Raw genomic sequence first — 20,549 nt, 5'->3', positions numbered from 1 at the left:
ACCCAGCTGTCGCGCCTTCGTCGGTGCCCCCGATTGTTGCAGTTGCAAGGAGAGCCCAATATGGCCTCGTTTGATTCCGCTTCTTCACCCGTTCCTTCACCTCAGGCTTCACCCCAGGCGAGGCGCCTGGCCAGCGAGCAGATCCTTCAGTCGCTGGTAGATGGCCTGCTGGTCGAGGGGATCCTCGAGATCGACTCGCTGGCCGGTGATGACGGCGATGCCCGTTCGTTTGCCACTGAGCTGTTTGGTGATGACACTCTGGTGGCCTACCCCGGGGCGCGATTGTGGCGCCAAGAGCGGGCCCAGGGCGCTAGCCAAAAGACCAGCCTGGTGATGCTGCTGGAGCCCGGTACTGCCCAGGACTGGCAGAAGGTGCCCGGCACGCCGGTGTTGGCGCTCGATGGGGGAGCGCCGGCAACCCTGGACCCCGTGGCATTGATGCGCCGGGTGTTCGGCGGCGATGAACAGGCCCTGACGCCTGGCCAGCGCGTCTTTCTCGACGCCCTGGAGGACAGCCTGTGGCAAGCCACGGCCTCCATGGCCCATGGTGTGGACACCCACCATCTCGCCTCCCTGGGCACCCTTGAGCACTTCACCATTCTGGAACAGTGGGCGTCGCTGCTCGACCGGCCCTACCATCCCACCGCCAAGGCCAAACAGGGTTTAAGCGCTGCCGAGTACCGTGCCTATATGGCCGAGTTTGCCAACCCCGTCGAGCTTTACTGGGTGGCGGTAGAGCGTCACCGGCTGACCCATGGCGCAGGGGTGGGGGCTCTCGCAGCCGGCGTGGGGTCGGGCGCCGATAGAGCGGCTTCGGGCGCCGATAGAGCGACAGCCGGCGCGGTGTCGGGCGCCATTGGAGCGGTGTCGGGCGACATTAGAGCGGCTTCGGGCGACATTGGAGCGGCTTCGGGCGACATTAAAGCCCCCGCAGACTGGCTGCTCGCGCCAGAGGAGCGTCAGGCACTCGCCGATGAGATGCTCGCCAAGGGCATCGCCGATAGCCACCTGGCGCTGCCGGTGCACCCCTGGCAGCACGATCATGCCCTGCCGAAGTGGCTCGCCGAGGACTTTGCCGCTGGTCACTGCATCACCCTGGAGGCTAGCGCCGGGCGCTGGTGGCCGACCTCGTCGCTGCGCTCGCTGCTGCCGGCTGCGCCCTCGTCAGACGGCGCAGCGCAGAGCCTCAAGTTGCCCATGGCCATCCACTCGCTGGGGGCCTCGCGCTACCTGCCGGCGGTGAAGATGATCAATGGCGATCTGAGCGCACGGCTGCTGGAAGAAGCTCGGCAGCGCGATCCACTGCTGGCAAGCGCCTTGCACCTGTGTGACGAAGGCAAGTGGTGGGCTTACCTGCCCGAGGACGCCAGCCTGTTCGATGAGGCCCCGCGCCACCTGAGCGCCATGGTGCGCAGCTATCCTCAGGCGCTGCTCGAGCAGGCCGGCACCCAACTGGTACCCATGGCGACCCTGGGTACGCCGCTACCGATGGTCGGGGCGTCAGGTCCTGCGAGCACCAGCGCCCATCACGTCTTCGATGACTGGATGGTACAGCGTGGCATGGAAGCCGGCGCCGCGAGCGCACAGGCGCTGTTCGGTGAGCTGTGTGCGCGCTTTTTCGAGATCAACCTGCGCATGCTGAGGCTCGGCATGCTGGCGGAGGTGCACGGCCAGAACGCCGTGCTGGTGGTGCGCCAGGGTAGGGTCGAGGGACTGTTGCTGCGTGACCATGACTCGCTGCGTATCAACGTCGGCCAGCTCGAGCGCCAAGGCATGCAGGATCCCTGCTACCGGATCAAGCCGGGTCACGCCAACACCCTCTACCACGACAGTCAGGAGGCGCTGTTGTTCTGGCTGCAGACCCTGGCGATCCAGGTCAACCTGCGTGCGATCATCGACACTCTGGCGGGACACTATGGCCTTTGCCAGCGCGCCCTATGGCGGGATCTGACGGTTCAGCTCGAGGCCCAGCTCGACGCCGTGCCCTTCGAAGCCGCCGAGCGCAATGTCTTGAAGTCCGCGCTGTTCGAGCGCGAGCGCTGGCCCTACAAGCGCCTGATCGCCCCGATCATCGAGCGTGCGGGCGGCCCCGGCAGCATGCCTTTTGGCGTCAGCGAGACCGTCAATCCGCTGAGGGCCTGCCAGGGGGAGCTGACGCATCAGAACGCCGAGGCAACTGCTGGTGTTGAACAGGGTGTCGGTAGCGCTGGCGAAGCCGACCGTCTGGGGACACTGCAGCAAGCCTGATCTCATCGTCAGGAAAATGAGCGGCGGCATCGGTGAATACCGATGCCGCCGTTTTTTCGTGCGCAAGAGACGGGATATTCAGCGAAGCCATTCGGGATGCTCAGCGAGCATCGCCTCGCGCCGACGAGTTTCGTCCTGCTGCTTGGCCAGGGCTTTTTCGGCCAGCTCGTCGGCCCGGTGCGGGGGCACCACGAACAGACCGTCGTCGTCACCGAGCACCAGATCGCCGGGCGCGATGGAGACCCCGTCGATGGATACCGGAGTGTTGATCTCACCCTCCAGCGACAGCGAGCGGGTGGTCAGCGGACTGGTACCCGCAGCAAACATCGGCAGTCTCAGCCGAGACAGCGTCTCCCGGTCGGTGACAGCGCCATTGGTGACGACACCGGCGAGTCCCTTGGTCAGCGCCGCGTAGGCGCGAAACTCGCCCCAGCAGGCGCGACGATGATCACCGGACACGTCGATCACCAGCACGTCACCGGGGCGTGCGAGCGTCAGCGCCTCGCGGATGATGGCGCCGTCGACATGAGGAATTCTGACCGTCAGGGCGGTGCCGACCAGGCGTACCGGGCGGTGCAGCGGCTCCAGTGAGGCAATGGCGCCAAAGTCACTGAAGTGGCCCAGGGTCGAGGTGGCAAGCCCGGCGAAGCGATCGATCTGTGCTTGGCTGAAGCTGTCCCTGCGCGGGGCAATATGGAACATCGGACCTCCTGTCGGATGTGTTGCTGAGGGGGTGCTGACCGGATCACGGCGAGGCACCTAGCACCATTACTGCCGGGTGCGATAAAGCAGATAGACGAAGAAGGGTGCACCCACCGCGGAGACGAAGACCCCGGCGGGCAGGTCCTTGGGCAGAAAGGCCACTCGGCCGATCAAGTCGGCGTAGAGCACGATCAGCGCGCCACACAGCGCCGCCACCGGCACCAGCCGTGCAAGACTGCGCCCGACCAGGCGGGCCGCCAGATGGGGCGCCACCAGTCCGACGAAGCTGAGGCCCCCGGCAAACGCCACCGCCGCGCCGGCCAGCGCCATGCTGAGGGCCAGCAGGATCAGCCGGCTTCTCAGCACATCGACACCGAGCCCGACGGCCACGGCGTCGCCCAGAGCCAGGGCGTCCATATGCCGAGCCAGGCTCAGGCACAGCGGAATCGCCACCAGCAGCCAGGGTAGCAGCGACAGCACATGGCGCCACTGGGCCGCATACAGGCTGCCGGTGAGCCAGACGTAGGCGTGCAGCGCCGAGGCGTCGTCGCTGATCACGATCAGCAGGGTCGTCGCCGCCCCCATGGCGGCGGACAGCCCGATACCCACCAGCACCACCCGGCTGGGATTGAGCCCCTTTCGCCAGGCCAGCGCCACCACCAGCACGGTGGCCACCAGGGCGCCGCCCAGCGCCGCCAGCGGCAGCAGATGGATGCTCAGCTGACTGGCAAAACCGGCCAGAAATACCACCGCCGCCAGCGCCGCGCCGCTGGTGATACCGATCACATCCGGCGAGGCCAGCGGGTTTCTGACGATGCCCTGCAGCACTGCGCCGGCCACCGCCAGCGCCGCCCCCACCAGCACCGCCAGCAGAATGCGCGGCAGCCTCAACTCCCAGACGATAAAGCCGATGTCGCTGGCCTGGGGTGCGGCCAGGGCTTTCAGCACCTCGATGGGCGGTGTGGGGAAGCTGCCCAGCGACAGCGACAGGCCTGCGCTTGCCACCAGCGCAAGCGCCAGCAGCGCTACCAGGCGGCGATAGCGTCGGTTGGCCCGATCTTGTGTATGGCCTTGCGTATGGCCTTGTGCATGGCCCGGTGTCTGGTCCTGTGTAGCGGATTCGGCGTTGGCGCCAGACAAGCTGCTCATGCGGATACCTGCTTCTTGCGGGCCAGATAGATAAAGAAGGGCGTGCCGATCAGCGCGGTCATGACACCGACCGGGATCTCCTGGGGCGCCATCAGAAAGCGCGAGGCGATATCGGCGACCAGCAGCAGCGTGGCCCCGAGCAGCGCACAGGCTGGCAGCAGCCAGCGATGGTCGATGCCGACCAGGCCGCGGGCCATGTGTGGCACGATCAAGCCGACGAAGCCGATCATCCCGGCAAGCGCCACCGAGCTGCCGGCCAGCAGGATTACGCACAGGCCCAAGGCAAGCTTCAGGGTGCCGGCGCGCATGCCCAGGCCGGTGACCATGTCATCACCCAGCAGCAGGGCGTTGGCCTGACGGGCGAGGGCAGCGGTGATCGCAAGGGCCAGGGCAAACAGCGGCAAAAGCGGCACCACCAGTTCAAGCTCACGCCCGGAGACCGACCCCGCCAGCCAGTACAGCACGCTCTCGAAGCTCTGCTGGTCGATGATCAACAGGCCCTGACTGAAGGACACGAACATCGCCGTCACCGCCACCCCGGCGAGCACGACCCGAAGCGGCGACAGCTCGCCGCGCCGGCCACGGCTCAGCGCCACCACGGCGAGTGCGGCGACCAGCGCGCCGAGCAAGGCCGCCCAGACGTACTGACCGGGGGTGTGCAGCGGCAGCAGCGATACCGCCACCACCACAAAGAACATGGCGCCGGCATTGATGCCGAGGATGCTTGGCGAGGCCAGCGGGTTGCGCGTCATGGTCTGCATCAGCGCACCGGCCACCGCCAGGCTTGCACCGGTCAGGGTGGCGATCACCGCCCGGGGCAGGCGTTCGTTGAGGATGATGATATGGCTGACCCTGCCACCGTCATAGTCGGTGACGGCCTCAAGGGCGGTCAGCGGTGCGATCTCGGTGGTGCCGAGGATCACGCTGGCGCCAAAGGCCGCCAGCAGCAGCAGGGTACCGAGGATCAGTCCGGCGGCCCGGGTCGAGGTGCGTTCCAGCATCAGGCCGCACCCTCGTCTGTTGTTGGCGACGGCTCTTCAATGGCTGAAGGCTCTTCCACCGCTGAAGGCGCCTCCCCCAGCGCGTCACCCAGCGCGCAGGAAGGGGAGAGCGCCTGCGGCGCCAGGCCGTAGTGGCGATAGAGGTCATCGAGCATGGCGTTGGCGGCGAGGATGCCACCGCCCATGATCCAGTTGACCGTGTCCACCTCGTACACCCGGCCGGCGCGGGTCGCGGTGAGCCGCTGCCATAGCGGGTGGGCGGTCCAGTGGCGGTAGGTGTCATGGATCGCCGGGTCGTCTTCCAGCAATACGAAGATGACGTCGGCGTCCAGCGCGGGGATGTTCTCCTCGCTGGTCAACTTCATGCCCCAGCTGCGGTCCGCAGCGGCGTCAGGCTGGCGGAAGCCCAGCTCCTCCAGGATGCTGCCGGCGAAGCCGGAGGAATACAGACGCACGTGGTCGCTCTTGAAGCGCACCACCGCAGCCTTCTGCGGCCAGGCGTCACCCAGTGTCGTGGCGATTTTCGCGCGCAGATCCGCTACCCGGTCGTCCCAGCAGGCCAGCAGTTGTTCGGCCCTGTCCTCGCGACCGGTCGCCGACGCCACCAGCGTGAGCGAGGCCTTGAAGTCAGACACCGTGGATGCGAACCGCGTCGGCGCGATCTGCTCGAGCAGCGGGCGCACTCGCTCGTGTCGAAAGCGGGTGGCGACGATCACTTCGGGATCAAGCCAGGCCACTTTTTCCAGGTTGGGCTGGGTCTCCAGGCCCACGTGCTCGACGCCATCGAGCGCCTCGCGCAGGTAGCGATAGGTGGGCTTCTCCATCCAGGCATCGACTACCCCGATGGGCGTTACCCCCAGCGCCACGGCGCTGTCCGTGGCCCCCTGATACAGCGTGACTAGACGCGGCGCCGAAGCCGAGGAGACTACCGGCGCAGCGGCCGCCGCGTCCGTCCTTACACCAGCCCTTTCATCAGCCCTGATGTTGGCCTCGGCAGCGCCTGCAAACAACAGCATCCCGGCGAGCAGGGCGAGTGCCACAAAGGCCAGTACACCGGCGAACAGCCCGAGCACCAGCAGCAGGCTGCGCAGCACTGAGGGTGCCTGCCGAGGCTGGGGCCGGGAGCGGTGCGGCGGCTCGGGTGGCATGTGCGATGAAAATGGCGAGCGCGAGCCTGGTGAGGGTTGCGACGGTGGTCGCAGCGATGGCGTGAACGTCATGGGGATGATCCTTCACCTGTATTGGCGTGTCTGGCGCCCCGACGAGTGGCCGATTTCTCGCCCCAGCGCCCAGGCCAGCGGCAGGCACAGCAGGGCAATGGCGGCCAGGGCGATAAAGGTCTCGTGCAGGGCCTTGGCGCTGGCCTCGGCGGCACTCACGCCAGCGGCGGTGACGCCACTGACGCGGGTGTCGTAGTAAAGAGAAAGCGCCACCAGGCCCAGCGAGGCGATCAATCGCCTCGCCATATTGTTCATGGCCGAAGCCTGGGCCATGTCCCGGTCGGGCAGGGCGCGCATGCCCACGGTGGTGGAGGGCAGGTAGCCGCAAGCAAGGCCAATGCCACGCGTCCCCATCCACAGCCCCACTACCCAGGCTGGCGTCGCCGACGACATCAGCGCGAGCCCCGCAAGACCGACAGCGGTCAGCACCAGGCCGGCGAGAAGACACCACTGGGGCGGGTGGCGGTCGATCATCCGCCCGGCAATGGGCGAGGACAGCGACGCCATCAGGGCCGTGGCCAGAAACACAAGCCCGGTGGTCAGCGGACTCGCCCCGAGCACCTGGTGCATCCACAGCGGCACCAGCAGCACGCAGCCGAACAGGATGATGGACTGCAGGCAGGCCAGGGCGACGCTCAGGCGAAAGGCGCGGTGTCCAAACAGGGACAGCGACAGTAAAGGCGCCGGGGCGTCCTGGGCTGCTGTTGGGTCGGCATTCCGTTCCTGCATACGCCCCGCCTTGAACTCCATACCCCGTTCCACCACCACGAACCCTGCCAGGGCGGCAAGCCCGAGCCCCAGGGGGACGAGCGCCGAGGGCGTGAGCAGTTCGGCCAGACTGTCGATTCGGCTCAGCGAAAACAGCACCGCGCCCATGCCGAGGGTGATCAGCAAAAAGCCCGGCAGGTCGAAGCGCCTGGCACGGTTGGGCGCCTCCCGATGGAGGCAGCGCCAGCCCACCACCAGCCCCAGCAGCGCAAAGGGCAGATTCATGACGAACAGCGCCCGCCAGTGGCTGACCTCCAGCAGCAGGCCGCCGACGCTTGGGCCGATGGCCGGCGCGATCATCACCGCAAACCCCCAGATGCCGCTGACACGGCCCCGCTGTTCGGGCGGATAGGCGGCGAAGATCAGCGCCAGCGACAGCGGCATCATCAGCCCCGCCGCCATGCCCTGGACGCCCCGGGCGATGATGATGCTGTCTAGACTGTCGGCCATGGCGCCAAGGCCAGAACCGGCGATAAAACCGATCAGCCCCAGCAGATAGATCACCCGCCGGCCGAAGCGGTCGGCCAGATAGCCGGTCAGCGGCATGGTCATGGCCATGCTGATCATGAACAGGGTGATGACCCAGTTCACCTGGCTGGCGCTGGCATCGAAGGTCGCCATCAGCTCCGCCACCGCCAGGTTCAGCGCACTGTTGTTGAGGCTGACGGTAAAGGTGCCCAACAACACGCTGACCAGCACCCAGGCACCTCCGGCGTGGGCCTTCGACGACTCATCACAAGACAGCTCAGCACCCCGCGAGGCAGGGACCTTGGTCAGCGTATTGGTGGGCCGGGCCTGGAACATGAACCGTCTCACAGTCCTCGAAAGCGGAAATGCGGAGGGCCAAGAGCATGCCATGGCGCAAAAGCAAATGCAATTCATTATCAAATGAGAGGAGGAGGGAATACCGACTGGGGTGGCACGCCAGGTGAGCCCTGCCACAAGGCCGATACCATAAGCGCCGGACCTGATACGGCCCGGCGCTTGGTGGGGAAGGGAATTCCCTGGACGAATATTAGAAGTCCATGGTCCAGCCAAGGGTAAAGGTCCGTCCCCGACCCTGATAGTCGTACAGGTACTCCGGACCGTAGTAGGGCGAGTAGAACATTGCCGCTCGCTGTCCCCAGACGGTGGAATATTCCTCGTCGAGCAGGTTGTCGATACCCAGCGTCAGGCGGCCGATATCGATATCCTGGGCCAGCGCCAGGTCCACCGTGGTGTAGCCGTCGATCTGGCGGTCATCGTCATCTTCCAGGTTATGGGCATGGTTGGCCTGCAGGCGGGCGCTGCGACCTGCCGCCATGTCCTGCCAACCGACGAAGGCGGTGGCGGAGGACAGCGACGCATAGCGGGCGTCACGCTTTTCCCAGCTGCCGTTCTCGTCTTCCTGCTCCGAGCGCACCAGGTGCAGGGTGCCGCCGACCTCGAAGCCGCCGTCCAGAAAGCGGGTCACCGCCGCTTCCAGGCCGTAGTCGCGCTTGTTTTCCTCGACCACGCTGACAGACAGGTCTTCGGCATTTTCCACCGCCTTGTCGGACCAGGCGTAGTAGATCGCCGCCTGGGTGCTCCAGTCGGCGTCATTGAAGCGCCAGCCGAGTTCCACCTGGTTTGTCTTGATGGCGTCCAGCGGGTTGTCGTCGACGCTGACATCGGCGCTCTTGCCGTAGTACTTGGCCGGGTCCGGCAGCTCAAAGCCCTGGCTGAACTGGATCCAGTTCTGGTGGCCGTTGCCGTAATCGTAGAGGGCGCTTGCGTTGACCAGGGTGGCATCATAGTCATTCTCGCCACCCGGTACGCCGTTGAAGTCATCGACCTCGACGTCCATATGCTGCTGGCGCACCCCGGCGGACAGGGTCAGACCGTCGGTGACCCGCCAGTCGCCCTGGGCGAAGCCGGCGTAGCCGTCGACCTCGTAGCTTGGATAGCGCGGGCCGATCTCGCGCTCTTCCTGGGTGAGACCGCCACTGGCATTCGAGGTGGCAATGTCGAAGTACATCTGGTCGGCGTCGAAGGACTCACGGTCCATGTCGAGGCCATAGGTCAGCGAGACGCGCTCGCCCAGCTCGGCATCGAACAGCGCCTTGATACCGCCCAGATCGGTGTCCTGCTTGGAGGCGCGGAATTCGACGCCCTGAGTGGTGGCGTAGGGGAAGGCATTGAAGCTGGCCTCTTCTTCCCGATAGAACGCCTGCAGGTAGAAGTCCTGACCCAGCAGGTCGGCGTGGTGGTACTGCAGGTTGACCATGCGACGATCCGTCTCGGGATCGCGATCCGACGAATAGCCGTCGCGGATCTCGGCGCCTTCCAGATTGCCTAGCGCCAGGTTGGGGAAGTAGAGCCCACGGTCACCCTCATAGGCCGAGCGGTATAGCTGAGCGCCAAGCGTCAGCGTCTGCTCGGCGCTGAGTGCCAGATCGACGCTGCCCATGATGTCGATGGAGCGATTGTCCTGCAGGTCGGTCTGGGCGATGTCCGGGAAGATCTCGTCGCCACGCCCGTCATAGAAGCGTCCATTGTCCTGATAGGCCACCGCCAGACGTCCCTGGACACGCTCGCTGCCGCCACTGATCGACTGGGCCAGGCGAAAGTCGGCGTCGTCACTGTCATTGAAGCCGCTGGTGACGCTCGTCGCGGTGGAAAAGTGGCGACCGGGACCGTCACCTTTCTTCGTCACGATATTGATGATGCCGCCGGTGGCGCCACCGCCATAAAGACTGCTTGCGCCGGACAGCACCTCGACGCGCTCTATGTTGAACGGGTCGATGGCGTCGAACTGGCGCGACAGGCCCCGGGAGCTGTTCAACGAGACGCCGTCGATCAGCACCTGCACGCTGCGGCCACGCATGTTCTGGCCATAGTTGGTGCGTCCCTGGGGGGCCAGATCCAGCCCCGGTACCAACCGACCCAGCGCGGTCTTGAGGTCGGCTCCCGTCGCGATCTGGGTCTCCAGCTGCTGCTGATCCACCACCCACACCGCACCCGGAATCTCGCTGATCGACTTCGGCGTACGCGAGCCGACCACCACCATGGTCTCCTGGGATTGGACGGCTGCCTCGTCGGTGGCCGCCCTGGCGTCGGTGCCTTGCTGATCGGCACCAACGGACTGCGCCCAGCTTAGCGACGGAGCAGCGGCCAGCAGCAAAAGGCCTGCACCGAGGGAAAGTGACGCTGACAAGGGAGAGCCGCCATATGACGTAACGCCGGTGACTGGCGCAGTAGTAACGGGCCGCGGGCGTGTGTGGAGCTGAGTCGGAATCTGGGATGGCATGGAATGATCGCTTGGCTGATGTTGACCGGCTTGTCGAGACGAGCCGATGGGACAGTGCGGACCGGGCTTCTGGCGGCCCGTCTCGCGCCACCTGCCGAGGGAGCTGCGTGTTGCCCGTGGGGCAGGTGTGCAGCTTCGGCAGCGGCAAGCAATATAGCGAATTGTGAAAATAATGCGAAGCGTTCGTATTCAATTTTAAGATTTGTGCAAGTCAAGCTCACCCCCTCGCCGACCAGAGGCACAAGGCGTAGGCTGGATGCATCTACCACGCGACGATCAGGAGGCCTGATGGCACGAGTTAAAATCCTCAAGCAGGGCACGATCCACTGCTTTCCTCCCGGCCTGCGTGACGACCAGGGCGAGCTGGTCAACGCCGAGATTTCCGCGGTGGCCTACGATGGTGAGCGACTGTTGATGGCCAGCGACAAGCCGATCCCCGGCCACGAGCGTTCTGCCGCCTTCAGCCTGCCGTTGACCGCCGATGGTCCCGACGACAGCCGCATCGACTACCTGACCCAGCAGACCATCAAGGAAGCGGTGAAGTATGAAGACTTCGCCCTGACCACCGATGGGCGCCACATGATCGCCACCACCGGCTTCGATCGCATCGATGACGAGACCCACGATCTCAACGCCTACAACCACCTGCTGATCTGGCCACTTCACGAGCCTGACCGGGTCCAGGTGGTGGACCCCGACCCCCGTGACGGTGTGGAAGGGTCGCTCGAATTTCGGCGCAAGATGGACGCCGCCGTAGGCGAGCCCTACTACAAGATCGAGGGCCTGGCCGCGATCCCCGGCGAGCGTGGCGATGGCCTTTTGCTGTTCGGCATCCGCGAGCAGGGCAAGGCCCACGATGACTTCGACTACGTGCGCAGGGTCATTGGTGCCCACTACATCATCAACGACGACGACAACCTGGAGTTCGTCGACGCCCTGCACGACGTCTTCAGCTTCGACCCCGGCGAGTACGACGGCGTGGAGCACATCTGTGGCCTGTCGAGCCTTGAGTACGATCCCTACCACGGCCAGCTGTACCTGCTCACCAGCTTCGAGACGGAAGAGAGCGACGACGAGGTCATCGGCGGCTATCTGTGGGTGATGTCGCTGCACGACTTCCGCCAGGGCAGGGCACCCACCCTGGTACGCGACGAGAACGACAAGGTGCTCGAGTTCGAACACAAGGCCGAAGGCCTCGCCGTGCTCGACCGCGAACGCCTGTTCGTCGCCTACGACAACGACCGCAACTACGACCTGCACAGCGTCAGCGAACGCGACGAACGCCGCTGCTGCGAAGCCCCCTACACCATCCTCGGACTAGTGCAGTAGGCACGAAGCGGTTCAGGCATGGCACAACGCCACATCGAACCGAGGCAGGGCAGGACGCGGCGCCGGAGCCTGATAGAGAGATCAGGAAAGCGATAGAGAGCGATAGAGCGTGAGAAGGAACGATAGGGAGTGAGAAAGGGCGGGTGAAGAAAGGGCCGGGGAAGAAAGGGCGCGTGAGGAGGAGGGCGATGTGTGGGTGCCGCGGGTACGCCTGCGGTACACCCAGCCGCCAAAACCGGACTTCGAGGCGCCGGAACGATGATGCGACAAGGGCTGTGATGCGAGGAAGGGCACAGCCAAAGCGCCTCGAAAGCCGCCATACTGACCAGTGGCAAGCGTCCACCCGAAACCCGCTAGCCTACGGCCGCAGCTTTCGCTATTATACGCCCGCGCTGATAAGGGCCTATAGCTCAGTTGGTTAGAGCAGGGGACTCATAATCCCTTGGTCGCTGGTTCGAGTCCAGCTGGGCCCACCAATAAAATCAGCACCTTACGAATTATCTATGGTGAGTCCCATAGTCCAAGGGTACAGTTTCGGTACAGTACCGATTCTTCAGTCCCCTGGAGATTTTCATGGCCACCATCGTCAAGACCCTCTGGTAGCTGGAAAGCCGTCATTCGCAAGACCGGCTGGCCCACTACCGCCAAGACCTTTCGTACCAAACGTGACGCTCAGGACTGGAGCCGCCGCACCGAAGATGAAATGGTGCGTGGCGTCTATATCCAGCGCAGTGCCTCGGAGCGCATGACGCTTGAAGCCGCCCTCAAGCGCTACCTGGCCGACGTTACCCCTACCAAGAAGCCCAGCACCCAAAAGAGCGAACGCCACAAGGCCAACACGCTGATCGATCACTTGGGTAAATACTCCCTCGCGGCCCTGACGCCGGAACTGATTGCCAACTACCGCGATACGCGGCTGAACAGCCTGGGGCACCGGGGAAAGCACATCAGCCCCAATACCGTGCGCCTTGAGCTCGCACTGCTCGGCCACCTCTACACCGTAGCCATCCAGGAGTGGGGCCTCGGCCTGACCTACAACCCCGTCCAGAACATCCGTAAGCCCAGCCCGGGAGAGGGGCGTGACCGCCGCCTGAGCCCCGACGAGGAGAAGCGCCTGTTCGCCGTGCTACGACAGCACAACAATCCCATGTTGGCTTGGATCGCCAGAATCGCCCTGGAGACGGGCATGCGCTCCTCAGAGATATTGACCCTCACTCGCTCCCAGGTCGACGTGAAACGCCGCGTGGTGCGCCTTACGGACACCAAGAATAACGAAGCCCGCCTGGTACCGCTGACTCAGGCCGCCACCGAGGTGTTCAAGCAGGCGCTGAGCAATCCGGTGCGCCCGCTCGACTGCGATCTGGTGTTCTTCGGTGAGCCTGGCAGGGACGGAAAGCGCGGCCCCTATGCCTACACCAAGCTCTGGAACCAGGCGAAGAAGCAAGCAGGGCTCGATGACTTTCGCTTCCACGACTTACGCCATGAGGCCGTGAGCCGGCTGGTAGAGGCAGGACTATCCGATCAGGAGGTCGCCGCGATCAGCGGGCACAAGTCGATGCAGATGCTGAGACGGTATACGCACTTGAGAGCCGAGGATTTGGTCGTGAAGCTGGATAGACTAAGGGAGGTCTAATACATTAATAGCTTGAGAAAACTAGGCAGAACGATCAGGCGGATTCCGACCCTGAGCGGCTATGTCGGCGAAAGCGGCATGTTGGTTCAGCCGAGTTATGAAGCCGGCACAATAATATATGTTATGCTTCCTGTTTATACTTAATTTATTATAATTTCAATGGAAGAGATCTTGAATGATAGGCGGTATAACCTGAGTGAACGCGCTGCCGGGTTCATTGACGTTATGTCGAGGGGCGTATAATCACTGTTTGCTGAAAAAAGGAATCAGTAGTGGAAACCTACTCTGTGGATATTAAAAAAGACGATGAAGGCTATTTGGGTAGAGAGTGCCCCGAGTGCGAAAAGTACTTCAAGATAAAGCCGGGTACAGGTATCCCTGATTTCTCCGATTGTTATTGCCCCTATTGTCAACACTTGGGGCCGCAAGACCATTTTTGGACAAAACAGCAGATTGAGTATGCTCGGTCGGTTGTTCTTAATAAGGTTTCTGGCGATCTTCTCAAAATGATGAAGAAGATGGAGACGAAACCAAAAAAGAATCAGCTGATCTCTATTGGCATAACCGTAAAGGGAAAGCCAACTCCCATTACCTACTATTCTGAAAAAGAACTTGAAGAAAAAGTCGAATGTAAAAACTGCACCTTGAAGTATGCTATCTATGGTGCGTTCGGGTACTGTCCTGATTGTGCAGAGCACAACTCACAACAGATAGCCGATGCAAATTTTGATCTGGTCATAAAAATACTTGATCTGGCTAAAGAAGCGCCATCAGATATAAAAAGCAAGCTAATTGAAAATGGGCTGGAGGACTGCATTTCAGCGTTTGATGGATTTTCACGAGAACGTTGTCGTGACCGATATCCTAAGCTGTCTTTTCAGAATATTTACGTAGCCAGGAAAAAAACTCGATGAATCCGGAATTAATATTACTGAAGGTCTCGATAGCACCGAGTGGGAGTTCGTCGTAAAGCAGTTTCAAAAACGCCATCTTCTAGCGCATAAAATGGGTGTAGTTGATGAAGAATACATAAAGAAAACGGGCAGTCACCCAGAACAGTTGGGGAAGAAAGTTTTAATTACTGAAAATGATGTTATCTCATTGATAGGCCACCTTAAAGTAATTGTCTCGAATCTTTCGAAACATGTGCAGCGCAGCTAACAAAGCGTTGCACCGGACAAGCCGGTGAACGCGGCGTTAGTTGCTTGGAGTATAAATGGAAATATCAAATAACAAACAGAAGCAAATTAGAGCGTTAGTGGAAAAGTGCAAATCCAAGCAAGGAGAATATCTCCCAGCACATCACGGTTCTGGAAGTTGGGCTACAACTTACTCTACCGAATTTATCAACAGTGCTTGCGAATTGTACATTTTATTCCAAGATCTTGAGCTTGGTGACCCTTTATATTTGCTTTCCATCAAATTTCGATCTGCGGGTATCCGTTCGTGTCGAGGGGCTGAGTTTCACATAGATCGAGTTGAGTATTTATATAAAACTCATCTTCGTCACCGAATTGAAGAAATGCGTGCAAAGAAAAAAAAGAAACCAGTTTACAATAAAATTCCTTGTCCATACTGCGCCAAAATGGTGGTTGATCTTACCCAGCATGTAAGTCAGTCGCATCCTGAGTCATGGAACCAATTTTTCGTTCAGAATAGCATAGACTTAAAAGGTAAAACTAGATGTTTCTCGTGTGGCTCATTCCTGAAAACAATTGAGGGACATAAAGAAAAATGCTTACGAACACTTGAGGTTTGCAAATAACACAGCGTTTAAGACGGATTCCCAACGCTTGGCATTTTCGATTATCTTTGAATTTAATTTTTACGGCACAATGGTTTAGATTTAGTGGTAGCGTTACTCACCACTCAACGCGGCGTTAAATGCACAGGAAGATAAGCTCCATGGATCAAATAGATTTTCATGCCCTCGATGATACTCAGAAGAAATTTATGTTAGAGGTTGCTTTGGGTAACAAAGGAACATGTGTTTCAGTTTCTGGAGGTATGTGCGGAGAGATTTATGTCTTTGATCAAGGTGAAAATGTATTACCTAGATATGTATGTGCGAAAATACCGAAACCTCTTAAAAACGCTTCCATTCAGGAAACGAATAAAAGATTTGTCAATGAACTAAAGAATCAGCTTTCATATAACCACCAGATGTTTGTTCATTGGGCATTTGATTTCACTGAGGTTCATGGAAGTCCTGTGGCACTATTTCGTTATTGGGGAAGTGACCTTGATAAGGTGATACGAAAGCCTGAACTTTCTAGCGTGATCGAAAAACTTTCAATAATGGTTTATGCTTGTAGTGGCTTGAGCCACTGCTATAAGAGCGGTCTAGTAGCACATCAAGATTTGAAACCTGCTAATATTTTTCTGAGGGATGTAAAAAACGAATTTCGTGATTTACCTGATCTAGATATCTATAACGTGGCTCTAATCGCTGATTTCGGTCTAGCTAATGCTTTTCAAGACTCATCTGTCTTCGGTGGCTCTCGGCCTTATATGGCTCCAGAACAGTGGAGTGAATCTGAGCTTTCACCTAAAACAGATGTATTTGCGCTGGGGGTCATTCTCTATGAGCTAATGAGTGGAGGTTTCCATCCGGTTGGCATAAAGCTCAACGATTATTGGCCTCGACCAGTTGAGGCTTATAGTAAAAAGTGGACCAAAGCTGAGGTTTGGAAAAAATGGGCAAAGACCGCAAATATAAATTTTGAAGGAGTATCTCCTGTAGAGCCTGAGGTCCAATCTCTTGTTCTTGATATGCTCTCAATTGACCCCTCTGATAGGCCATCTATTGAGGAGGTCAAGATGGCACTACTTGATATTGTTAAGCGTGAATCACAAGAAAGCTTTGTTCAGCTGGAATTTCTTGTCAATTACTTTGAACAAAAGGCATCGACAGAACCATTAAAAAACAGATGGCCATATTTGTGGGAAAGATGGGGTCAGTTTCAAACAAAATTTGAAAAGTGCATTTAACAAGTTGCTGCATGCGGATAAATTACTCGCTACACTCGCAATTTTTCGGTAAGCAAAGCGTTATATCAGAGATGACTAAAAAACAGCCTCTGATCGATACCAGAATTTTAAGTTATGGGCGTTGTGTAGCCTGTAGTATGTTGTAGTAGTATACAACATACTACCTTTTCCGAAAGGAGATCATCCCTTCAGCAACGAATAGGGAAATTTAGCGGCTAAAATTTCTTCTGCCTTTGTGGTGTGGCCTCAGTGGTGCGCTACTCAATGCCATCCTTTCCTACCTAGCATCCCTCATGCTGGACACATTTTTCCATGTGCTTATGCGCCTGAAGGATTGTGGTTATAAAAGTGCCCCTCAAGTGTCAATGAAATAAAGTACATTGACCAAGTACCGTGCACAATGTGGTCAACTCAAGCTGTTTATTGACACTTGATGGGCAGGTTCACTTTGGTTTTTGTTTGAGTTTTATATGCGGAATTTTTGGTTCTTTTGTTTTATGTAAGGTGCTGTTGGAAAAGTATAGATAAACTTTGGGTAGGCGTATAGCTATACTTTTTTAACCATAAAATCAAAGTGTTGAAAGTTTTCTCAAGATGACGTAAATATTGAAAGTGAAGTCTTTGTTTGCGTTATCTGGAGATGTTTATGACAACCGAAGAGCAGTTGCTTGAGCGTTATGGTCCTCTACTTTCCCTAACCGATTTATCGGAATTGTTGAAGCGTAGCCCTGATGGACTCCGAATATCTTTGCAGAGCCAATCAGACTTTGCTTTGAAATGGAATGCCGCAAAGAGGAAGGTTGGAAGGCGTGTCTATTTCCGTGCAACTGATGTTGCTGGACTGATTGACGAGTCCTGAGGGGGCAACTGTGGACGACACTGCAATCATTCGACGCCGAGTGCGATCAAACTTCATGACGCTCAACAATGAGTTGATTCGAGACCGACGAATTTCATGGAAAGCCTTGGGCATTCTGGTGTTTGTGCTCTCCCTGCCGGATAACTGGAAGCTCAGGCTATCCCACCTTTCAAAAGAGAAGGAGGTTGGCTCTGGTCGAGATGCTACGAGAGCGGGGCTGAAGGAACTTCAACAGGCGGGGTATCTGTGCATTCAGCGAGAGCGTGGTGGATGTGGAAAGTTCGTGCGCACTACATGGTTAGTCACTGACCGACCAGGCGACTTTGAGCTTGATCCACCACGTTCGGATTTTCCGAATATGGGTAATCCAACTCCGGGTAGTCCGTAGGCGGAAAATCCAACACTACTAAGTAAAGAAGCTAGAAAGTACTAAGCCTAGTAAGTACTTAGGTAGTAAGTATATGAACGGCATTCGCCGTGTTTTACACGCCAAGGAAGAAAGGCCAACCACGTCAATTGATACGCAGTAAGCCAATGAGATGGAAGAAATGGTCTGCGTGGCAGCGATGTTGACACTTGAGGGGCAGAACTTCTGATTTATTGACATTTGAGGGGCCGTGCGGAAACCGCGAGGAAAGCTGTGTATTTGAATGTGGAAATCGCAAGGGCGCCGCTATGGAGAAATCGCTATTAGATCGCTGTTTTACCGCTTCTGGAGTGCTGCATTATCGCCGCAAGTATCGACTTCATCAGAGTTCGGGGCTGTTTGTCATGGATGCACAGGAAAAAACAGACCCGTGCAACGAAATGCAGAGAAATAGCGATGCTTTGCACATGGCGTACCTACAAAAATCAACGCTGAAGTGCGGGCAGGATGTGTGAAGTAGTCCCACCCCGCAAGCGTGGTGTTCCTCTTCACTGGTCCTTATTCGCACCTGCGGTGCTCAACGGAAATCCTGCTCTGCAAGGCATGGCATCTGAGATAGGAGCTGGCATGAGTGAGAAGCAAAGGGTGACACGGAAGAACAGCACTCCGCTCAAGGTGTACTGCCTTCCGGAAGAGAGAGAACTGATTGAATCCAACGCCAGGCAGGCAGGGCTAAGCGTTGCTTGTTATCTGCGCGAAGTAGGTCAGGGCTACCAGGTCAGTGGTGTTATGGACTATGAATATGTCCGCGAGCTGGTTCGTGTAAATGGAGACTTGGGTCGTTTAGGGGGCTTGCTCAAGCTCTGGCTGACAGATGACGTGAGAACGGCTCACTTCGGGGCGGCTACCATCCTTAGCCTGCTCGGAAGGATCGAAGCCACTCAGGAGGAAATGAGTCAGGTATTGAAATCCGTGGTGCAGCCAAGGGCCAGATCGTGATTTTTTTAGCCGCTAAAATGTGGGGCTGGCACTGATGATAGCCAAACACGTCCCCATGCGCTCCCTGGGCAAGTCAGACTTTGCCGGGCTGGTGAACTACATCACCGACGAGCAAAGCAAGGAGCACCGTCTTGACGCGGTACGTCTGACCAACTGCGAGGCGTATTCGGTCCAGGATGCCGTCAGCGAGGTACTAGCGACCCAGTTCGCCAATACCCGAGCGAAAAGCGACAAGACCTATCACTTGATTGTCAGCTTTCGGGCCGGGGAGCAGATCGAGGCCGATACCCTGGCGGCCATCGAGGACCGCATTTGCGAGGGGCTGGGCTTTGGCGAGCATCAGCGCATCAGCGCCGTTCACAACGATACCGACAACCTGCACATCCATATCGCCGTCAACAAGATCCACCCGACGCGCAACATCATCCACGAACCCTACTACCCACACCAGACGCTGGCCGAGCTGTGCGAGGTCATGGAACGGGACTATGGGTTGCAGCAGGACAACCACATGCCGCGCCGACGCGGGGCCGAGGCCCGAGCCGCCGACATGGAGCGTCATGCCGGTATTGAAAGCCTGATCGGTTGGATCAAGCGCGAGTGCCTGGACGACATCAAAACCGCGCAGTCCTGGGCTGAGCTACACCAGGTCATGCGTGACAATGGCCTGGAACTCCGGGCGCGGGGGAATGGGATGGTTGTCGTGGCCGGTGATGACGCGGCGGTCAAGGCGAGCACCTTGGGGCGGGATTTCTCCAAGCCGAAGCTAGAGGCCCGTTTCGGCCCGTTCGAGCCTGACCAGGCGCAACAGGGCAAGCCCCACCGCCAGTACCGCAAAGACCCGGTACGGCTGCGCGTGAACACCACCGAGCTTTACGCCCGGTTCAAATCAGAACAGCAGAGCGCCGCAGCCAACAAGACGGCGGCCCTGGACAAAGCCCGGCGGCAGAAAGACCGCCGGATTGAGAACGCCAAGAAGAAGGGCAAGGCCCGGCGGGCGGCCATCAAGCTCACCAGCGGCAGGTTGACCAAGAAGATGCTGTATGCGCAGGCCAGCAGCGCCCTGAAAGCCGACATTGACGCGATCCAGAAGCAGTACCGTGAAGAACGCCAGGCGATCCATGAAGCACACGGGCGCCGCACCTGGGCCGACTGGCTCAAACGAGAAGCCTTGCAGGGCGATATCGAGGTTCTGGCCGCGTTGCGAGCCAGAGAGGCCGCCCAGGGCCTCAAGGGCAACACCTTGAAGGGTGAGGGACAGGCGAAGCCCGGCCATGTGCCGGTGATCGACAACATCACTAAGAAGGGCACCATCATTTACCGGGCCGGAGCCAGCGCCGTGCGCGACGATGGCGACCGGCTCCAGGTGTCCAGGGAGTCCGACCAGGCAGGCATCCAGAACGCGCTAAGAATGGCGATGGAACGCTACGGCGAGCGCATCACCGTGAACGGTTCGCCCGAGTTCAAAGCGCGGGTGATCAAGGCGGCAGCGGATGGACAGTTGCCTATCCGGTTTGCGGACGCCGGGCTGGAACGTCGCCGCCAAGCCCTGGCGAACGGCGAGAACACCGCCCCGGCCAAAACCCGAAGCAAACGGGCGGGAGTGCCGCCCATCGGTCAGCCGCCACCTCCGGTGCGCCGGAACCGGCTGCAATCGCTATCCCAGGCCGATGTGCTTCACCTTGAGGGACAAACGGGCAAGACTCCGGCACCGCCCCTACAGGGGCCGAGCGAGCAAGAGCGCCGCAAAGCCAAGTTACGGGCAGAGATGGATGCCAAGAGGGCAAAAAGACAACAGACGGGACGTTCACTATAGTGCTTTCCCTTTGGAAGGCGGCAACAAACAGTAGATGCGATTAACCCTTGGGAAGCCTAACCGTTCCCCAGGACAATGACACCGATGTTCAACAACCATTGGCCGCGCGTTCTGACGGTGTCGCGCAGGTCGGACGCCGGGATAGTAAGTGACGAGCTATCCCTGTAGAGGTCCACACTTCACCGCTGGGTTCTCCGGCA

Annotated in this window: 14 protein-coding genes and 1 tRNA gene; 9 read left to right on the top strand and 6 right to left on the bottom strand. The window is 59.3% G+C overall.

The window, feature by feature from the left end:
• Positions 1-60: 60 nt before the first annotated feature.
• Complete coding sequence (locus KUV74_RS06260) at positions 61-2,247, top strand: IucA/IucC family protein (protein WP_222515921.1); 2,187 nt, start codon at positions 61-63, stop codon at positions 2,245-2,247.
• 78 nt (positions 2,248-2,325) lie between these two features.
• On the opposite strand, the gene KUV74_RS06255 is transcribed toward KUV74_RS06260, so the two are convergent.
• The 6 genes from KUV74_RS06255 to KUV74_RS06230 all read right to left on the bottom strand — a co-directional run bounded on the left by KUV74_RS06255 (position 2,326) and on the right by KUV74_RS06230 (position 10,262).
• Positions 2,326-2,949, bottom strand: coding sequence for an RraA family protein (locus KUV74_RS06255; RefSeq protein ID WP_222515920.1), 624 nt, complete (start codon positions 2,947-2,949; stop codon positions 2,326-2,328).
• A 66-nt stretch (positions 2,950-3,015) separates the two neighbouring features.
• On the bottom strand, positions 3,016-4,098 hold the full coding sequence (locus tag KUV74_RS06250; RefSeq protein WP_222515919.1) for a FecCD family ABC transporter permease: 1,083 nt from the start codon (positions 4,096-4,098) through the stop codon (positions 3,016-3,018).
• On the bottom strand, positions 4,095-5,099 hold the full coding sequence (locus KUV74_RS06245; RefSeq protein ID WP_222515918.1) for a FecCD family ABC transporter permease: 1,005 nt from the start codon (positions 5,097-5,099) through the stop codon (positions 4,095-4,097). The genes KUV74_RS06250 and KUV74_RS06245 overlap by 4 nt, the downstream gene beginning before the upstream one ends.
• Entirely contained in the window at positions 5,099-6,193 is a 1,095-nt protein-coding gene (locus KUV74_RS06240) for an iron-siderophore ABC transporter substrate-binding protein (protein WP_315900724.1), read from the bottom strand. Before KUV74_RS06240 ends, KUV74_RS06245 begins: the two co-directional genes overlap by 1 nt.
• 138 nt (positions 6,194-6,331) lie before the next feature.
• A complete protein-coding gene (locus KUV74_RS06235; protein WP_222515917.1) occupies positions 6,332-7,891 on the bottom strand; it encodes an MFS transporter in 1,560 nt (519 codons plus the stop codon).
• Positions 7,892-8,102: 211 nt separating this feature from the next.
• Positions 8,103-10,262, bottom strand: a complete 2,160-nt coding sequence (locus KUV74_RS06230) for a TonB-dependent receptor (RefSeq protein WP_261395152.1) — start codon at positions 10,260-10,262, stop codon at positions 8,103-8,105.
• Between the two features lie 381 nt (positions 10,263-10,643).
• Between KUV74_RS06230 and KUV74_RS06225 the strand changes: the two genes are divergently transcribed.
• The 8 genes from KUV74_RS06225 to traI all read left to right on the top strand — a co-directional run bounded on the left by KUV74_RS06225 (position 10,644) and on the right by traI (position 20,349).
• A complete protein-coding gene (locus tag KUV74_RS06225) occupies positions 10,644-11,684 on the top strand; it encodes a hypothetical protein (protein WP_222515915.1) in 1,041 nt (346 codons plus the stop codon).
• Between the two features lie 399 nt (positions 11,685-12,083).
• Positions 12,084-12,160: transfer RNA gene (locus KUV74_RS06220), tRNA-Ile, on the top strand.
• A 227-nt stretch (positions 12,161-12,387) separates the two neighbouring features.
• Positions 12,388-13,317: a tyrosine-type recombinase/integrase gene (locus KUV74_RS06215; RefSeq protein WP_222515914.1), complete on the top strand. Its 930-nt coding sequence runs from the start codon at positions 12,388-12,390 to the stop codon at positions 13,315-13,317.
• A 272-nt stretch (positions 13,318-13,589) separates the two neighbouring features.
• Positions 13,590-14,231, top strand: a complete 642-nt coding sequence (locus KUV74_RS06210; RefSeq protein ID WP_222515913.1) for a hypothetical protein — start codon at positions 13,590-13,592, stop codon at positions 14,229-14,231.
• A gap of 991 nt (positions 14,232-15,222) precedes the next feature.
• On the top strand, positions 15,223-16,308 hold the full coding sequence (locus KUV74_RS06205) for a protein kinase domain-containing protein (RefSeq protein WP_222515912.1): 1,086 nt from the start codon (positions 15,223-15,225) through the stop codon (positions 16,306-16,308).
• A gap of 646 nt (positions 16,309-16,954) precedes the next feature.
• Positions 16,955-17,167, top strand: a complete 213-nt coding sequence (locus KUV74_RS06200) for a DNA-binding protein (protein WP_222515911.1) — start codon at positions 16,955-16,957, stop codon at positions 17,165-17,167.
• Between the two features lie 994 nt (positions 17,168-18,161).
• Positions 18,162-18,533: a conjugal transfer transcriptional regulator TraJ gene (gene traJ, locus KUV74_RS06195; protein WP_175069029.1), complete on the top strand. Its 372-nt coding sequence runs from the start codon at positions 18,162-18,164 to the stop codon at positions 18,531-18,533.
• Positions 18,534-18,567: 34 nt separating this feature from the next.
• Positions 18,568-20,349: a TraI/MobA(P) family conjugative relaxase gene (gene traI / locus KUV74_RS06190; RefSeq protein ID WP_222515910.1), complete on the top strand. Its 1,782-nt coding sequence runs from the start codon at positions 18,568-18,570 to the stop codon at positions 20,347-20,349.
• The last annotated feature ends 200 nt before the right edge of the window (positions 20,350-20,549 follow it).

The organism is Halomonas sp. DP1Y21-3 (assembly GCF_019801245.1).
GTDB lineage: Bacteria > Pseudomonadota > Gammaproteobacteria > Pseudomonadales > Halomonadaceae > Halomonas > Halomonas litopenaei.
This window is presented reverse-complemented; position numbering and strand designations above follow the sequence as displayed.

What these genes read in the sequence shown, in the direction of transcription:
- KUV74_RS06250 (WP_222515919.1), bottom strand. Translation starts at nt 4,098, where the DNA reads ATGAGCAGCTTGTCTGGCGCCAACGCCGAATCCGCTACACAGGACCAG.
- KUV74_RS06200 (WP_222515911.1), top strand. Translation starts at nt 16,955, where the DNA reads ATGACAACCGAAGAGCAGTTGCTTGAGCGTTATGGTCCTCTACTTTCC.
- KUV74_RS06260 (WP_222515921.1), top strand. Translation starts at nt 61, where the DNA reads ATGGCCTCGTTTGATTCCGCTTCTTCACCCGTTCCTTCACCTCAGGCT.
- KUV74_RS06235 (WP_222515917.1), bottom strand. Translation starts at nt 7,891, where the DNA reads ATGTTCCAGGCCCGGCCCACCAATACGCTGACCAAGGTCCCTGCCTCG.
- KUV74_RS06255 (WP_222515920.1), bottom strand. Translation starts at nt 2,949, where the DNA reads ATGTTCCATATTGCCCCGCGCAGGGACAGCTTCAGCCAAGCACAGATC.
- KUV74_RS06225 (WP_222515915.1), top strand. Translation starts at nt 10,644, where the DNA reads ATGGCACGAGTTAAAATCCTCAAGCAGGGCACGATCCACTGCTTTCCT.
- traI (WP_222515910.1), top strand. Translation starts at nt 18,568, where the DNA reads ATGATAGCCAAACACGTCCCCATGCGCTCCCTGGGCAAGTCAGACTTT.
- traJ (WP_175069029.1), top strand. Translation starts at nt 18,162, where the DNA reads ATGAGTGAGAAGCAAAGGGTGACACGGAAGAACAGCACTCCGCTCAAG.
- KUV74_RS06205 (WP_222515912.1), top strand. Translation starts at nt 15,223, where the DNA reads ATGGATCAAATAGATTTTCATGCCCTCGATGATACTCAGAAGAAATTT.
- KUV74_RS06245 (WP_222515918.1), bottom strand. Translation starts at nt 5,099, where the DNA reads ATGCTGGAACGCACCTCGACCCGGGCCGCCGGACTGATCCTCGGTACC.
- KUV74_RS06215 (WP_222515914.1), top strand. Translation starts at nt 12,388, where the DNA reads ATGGTGCGTGGCGTCTATATCCAGCGCAGTGCCTCGGAGCGCATGACG.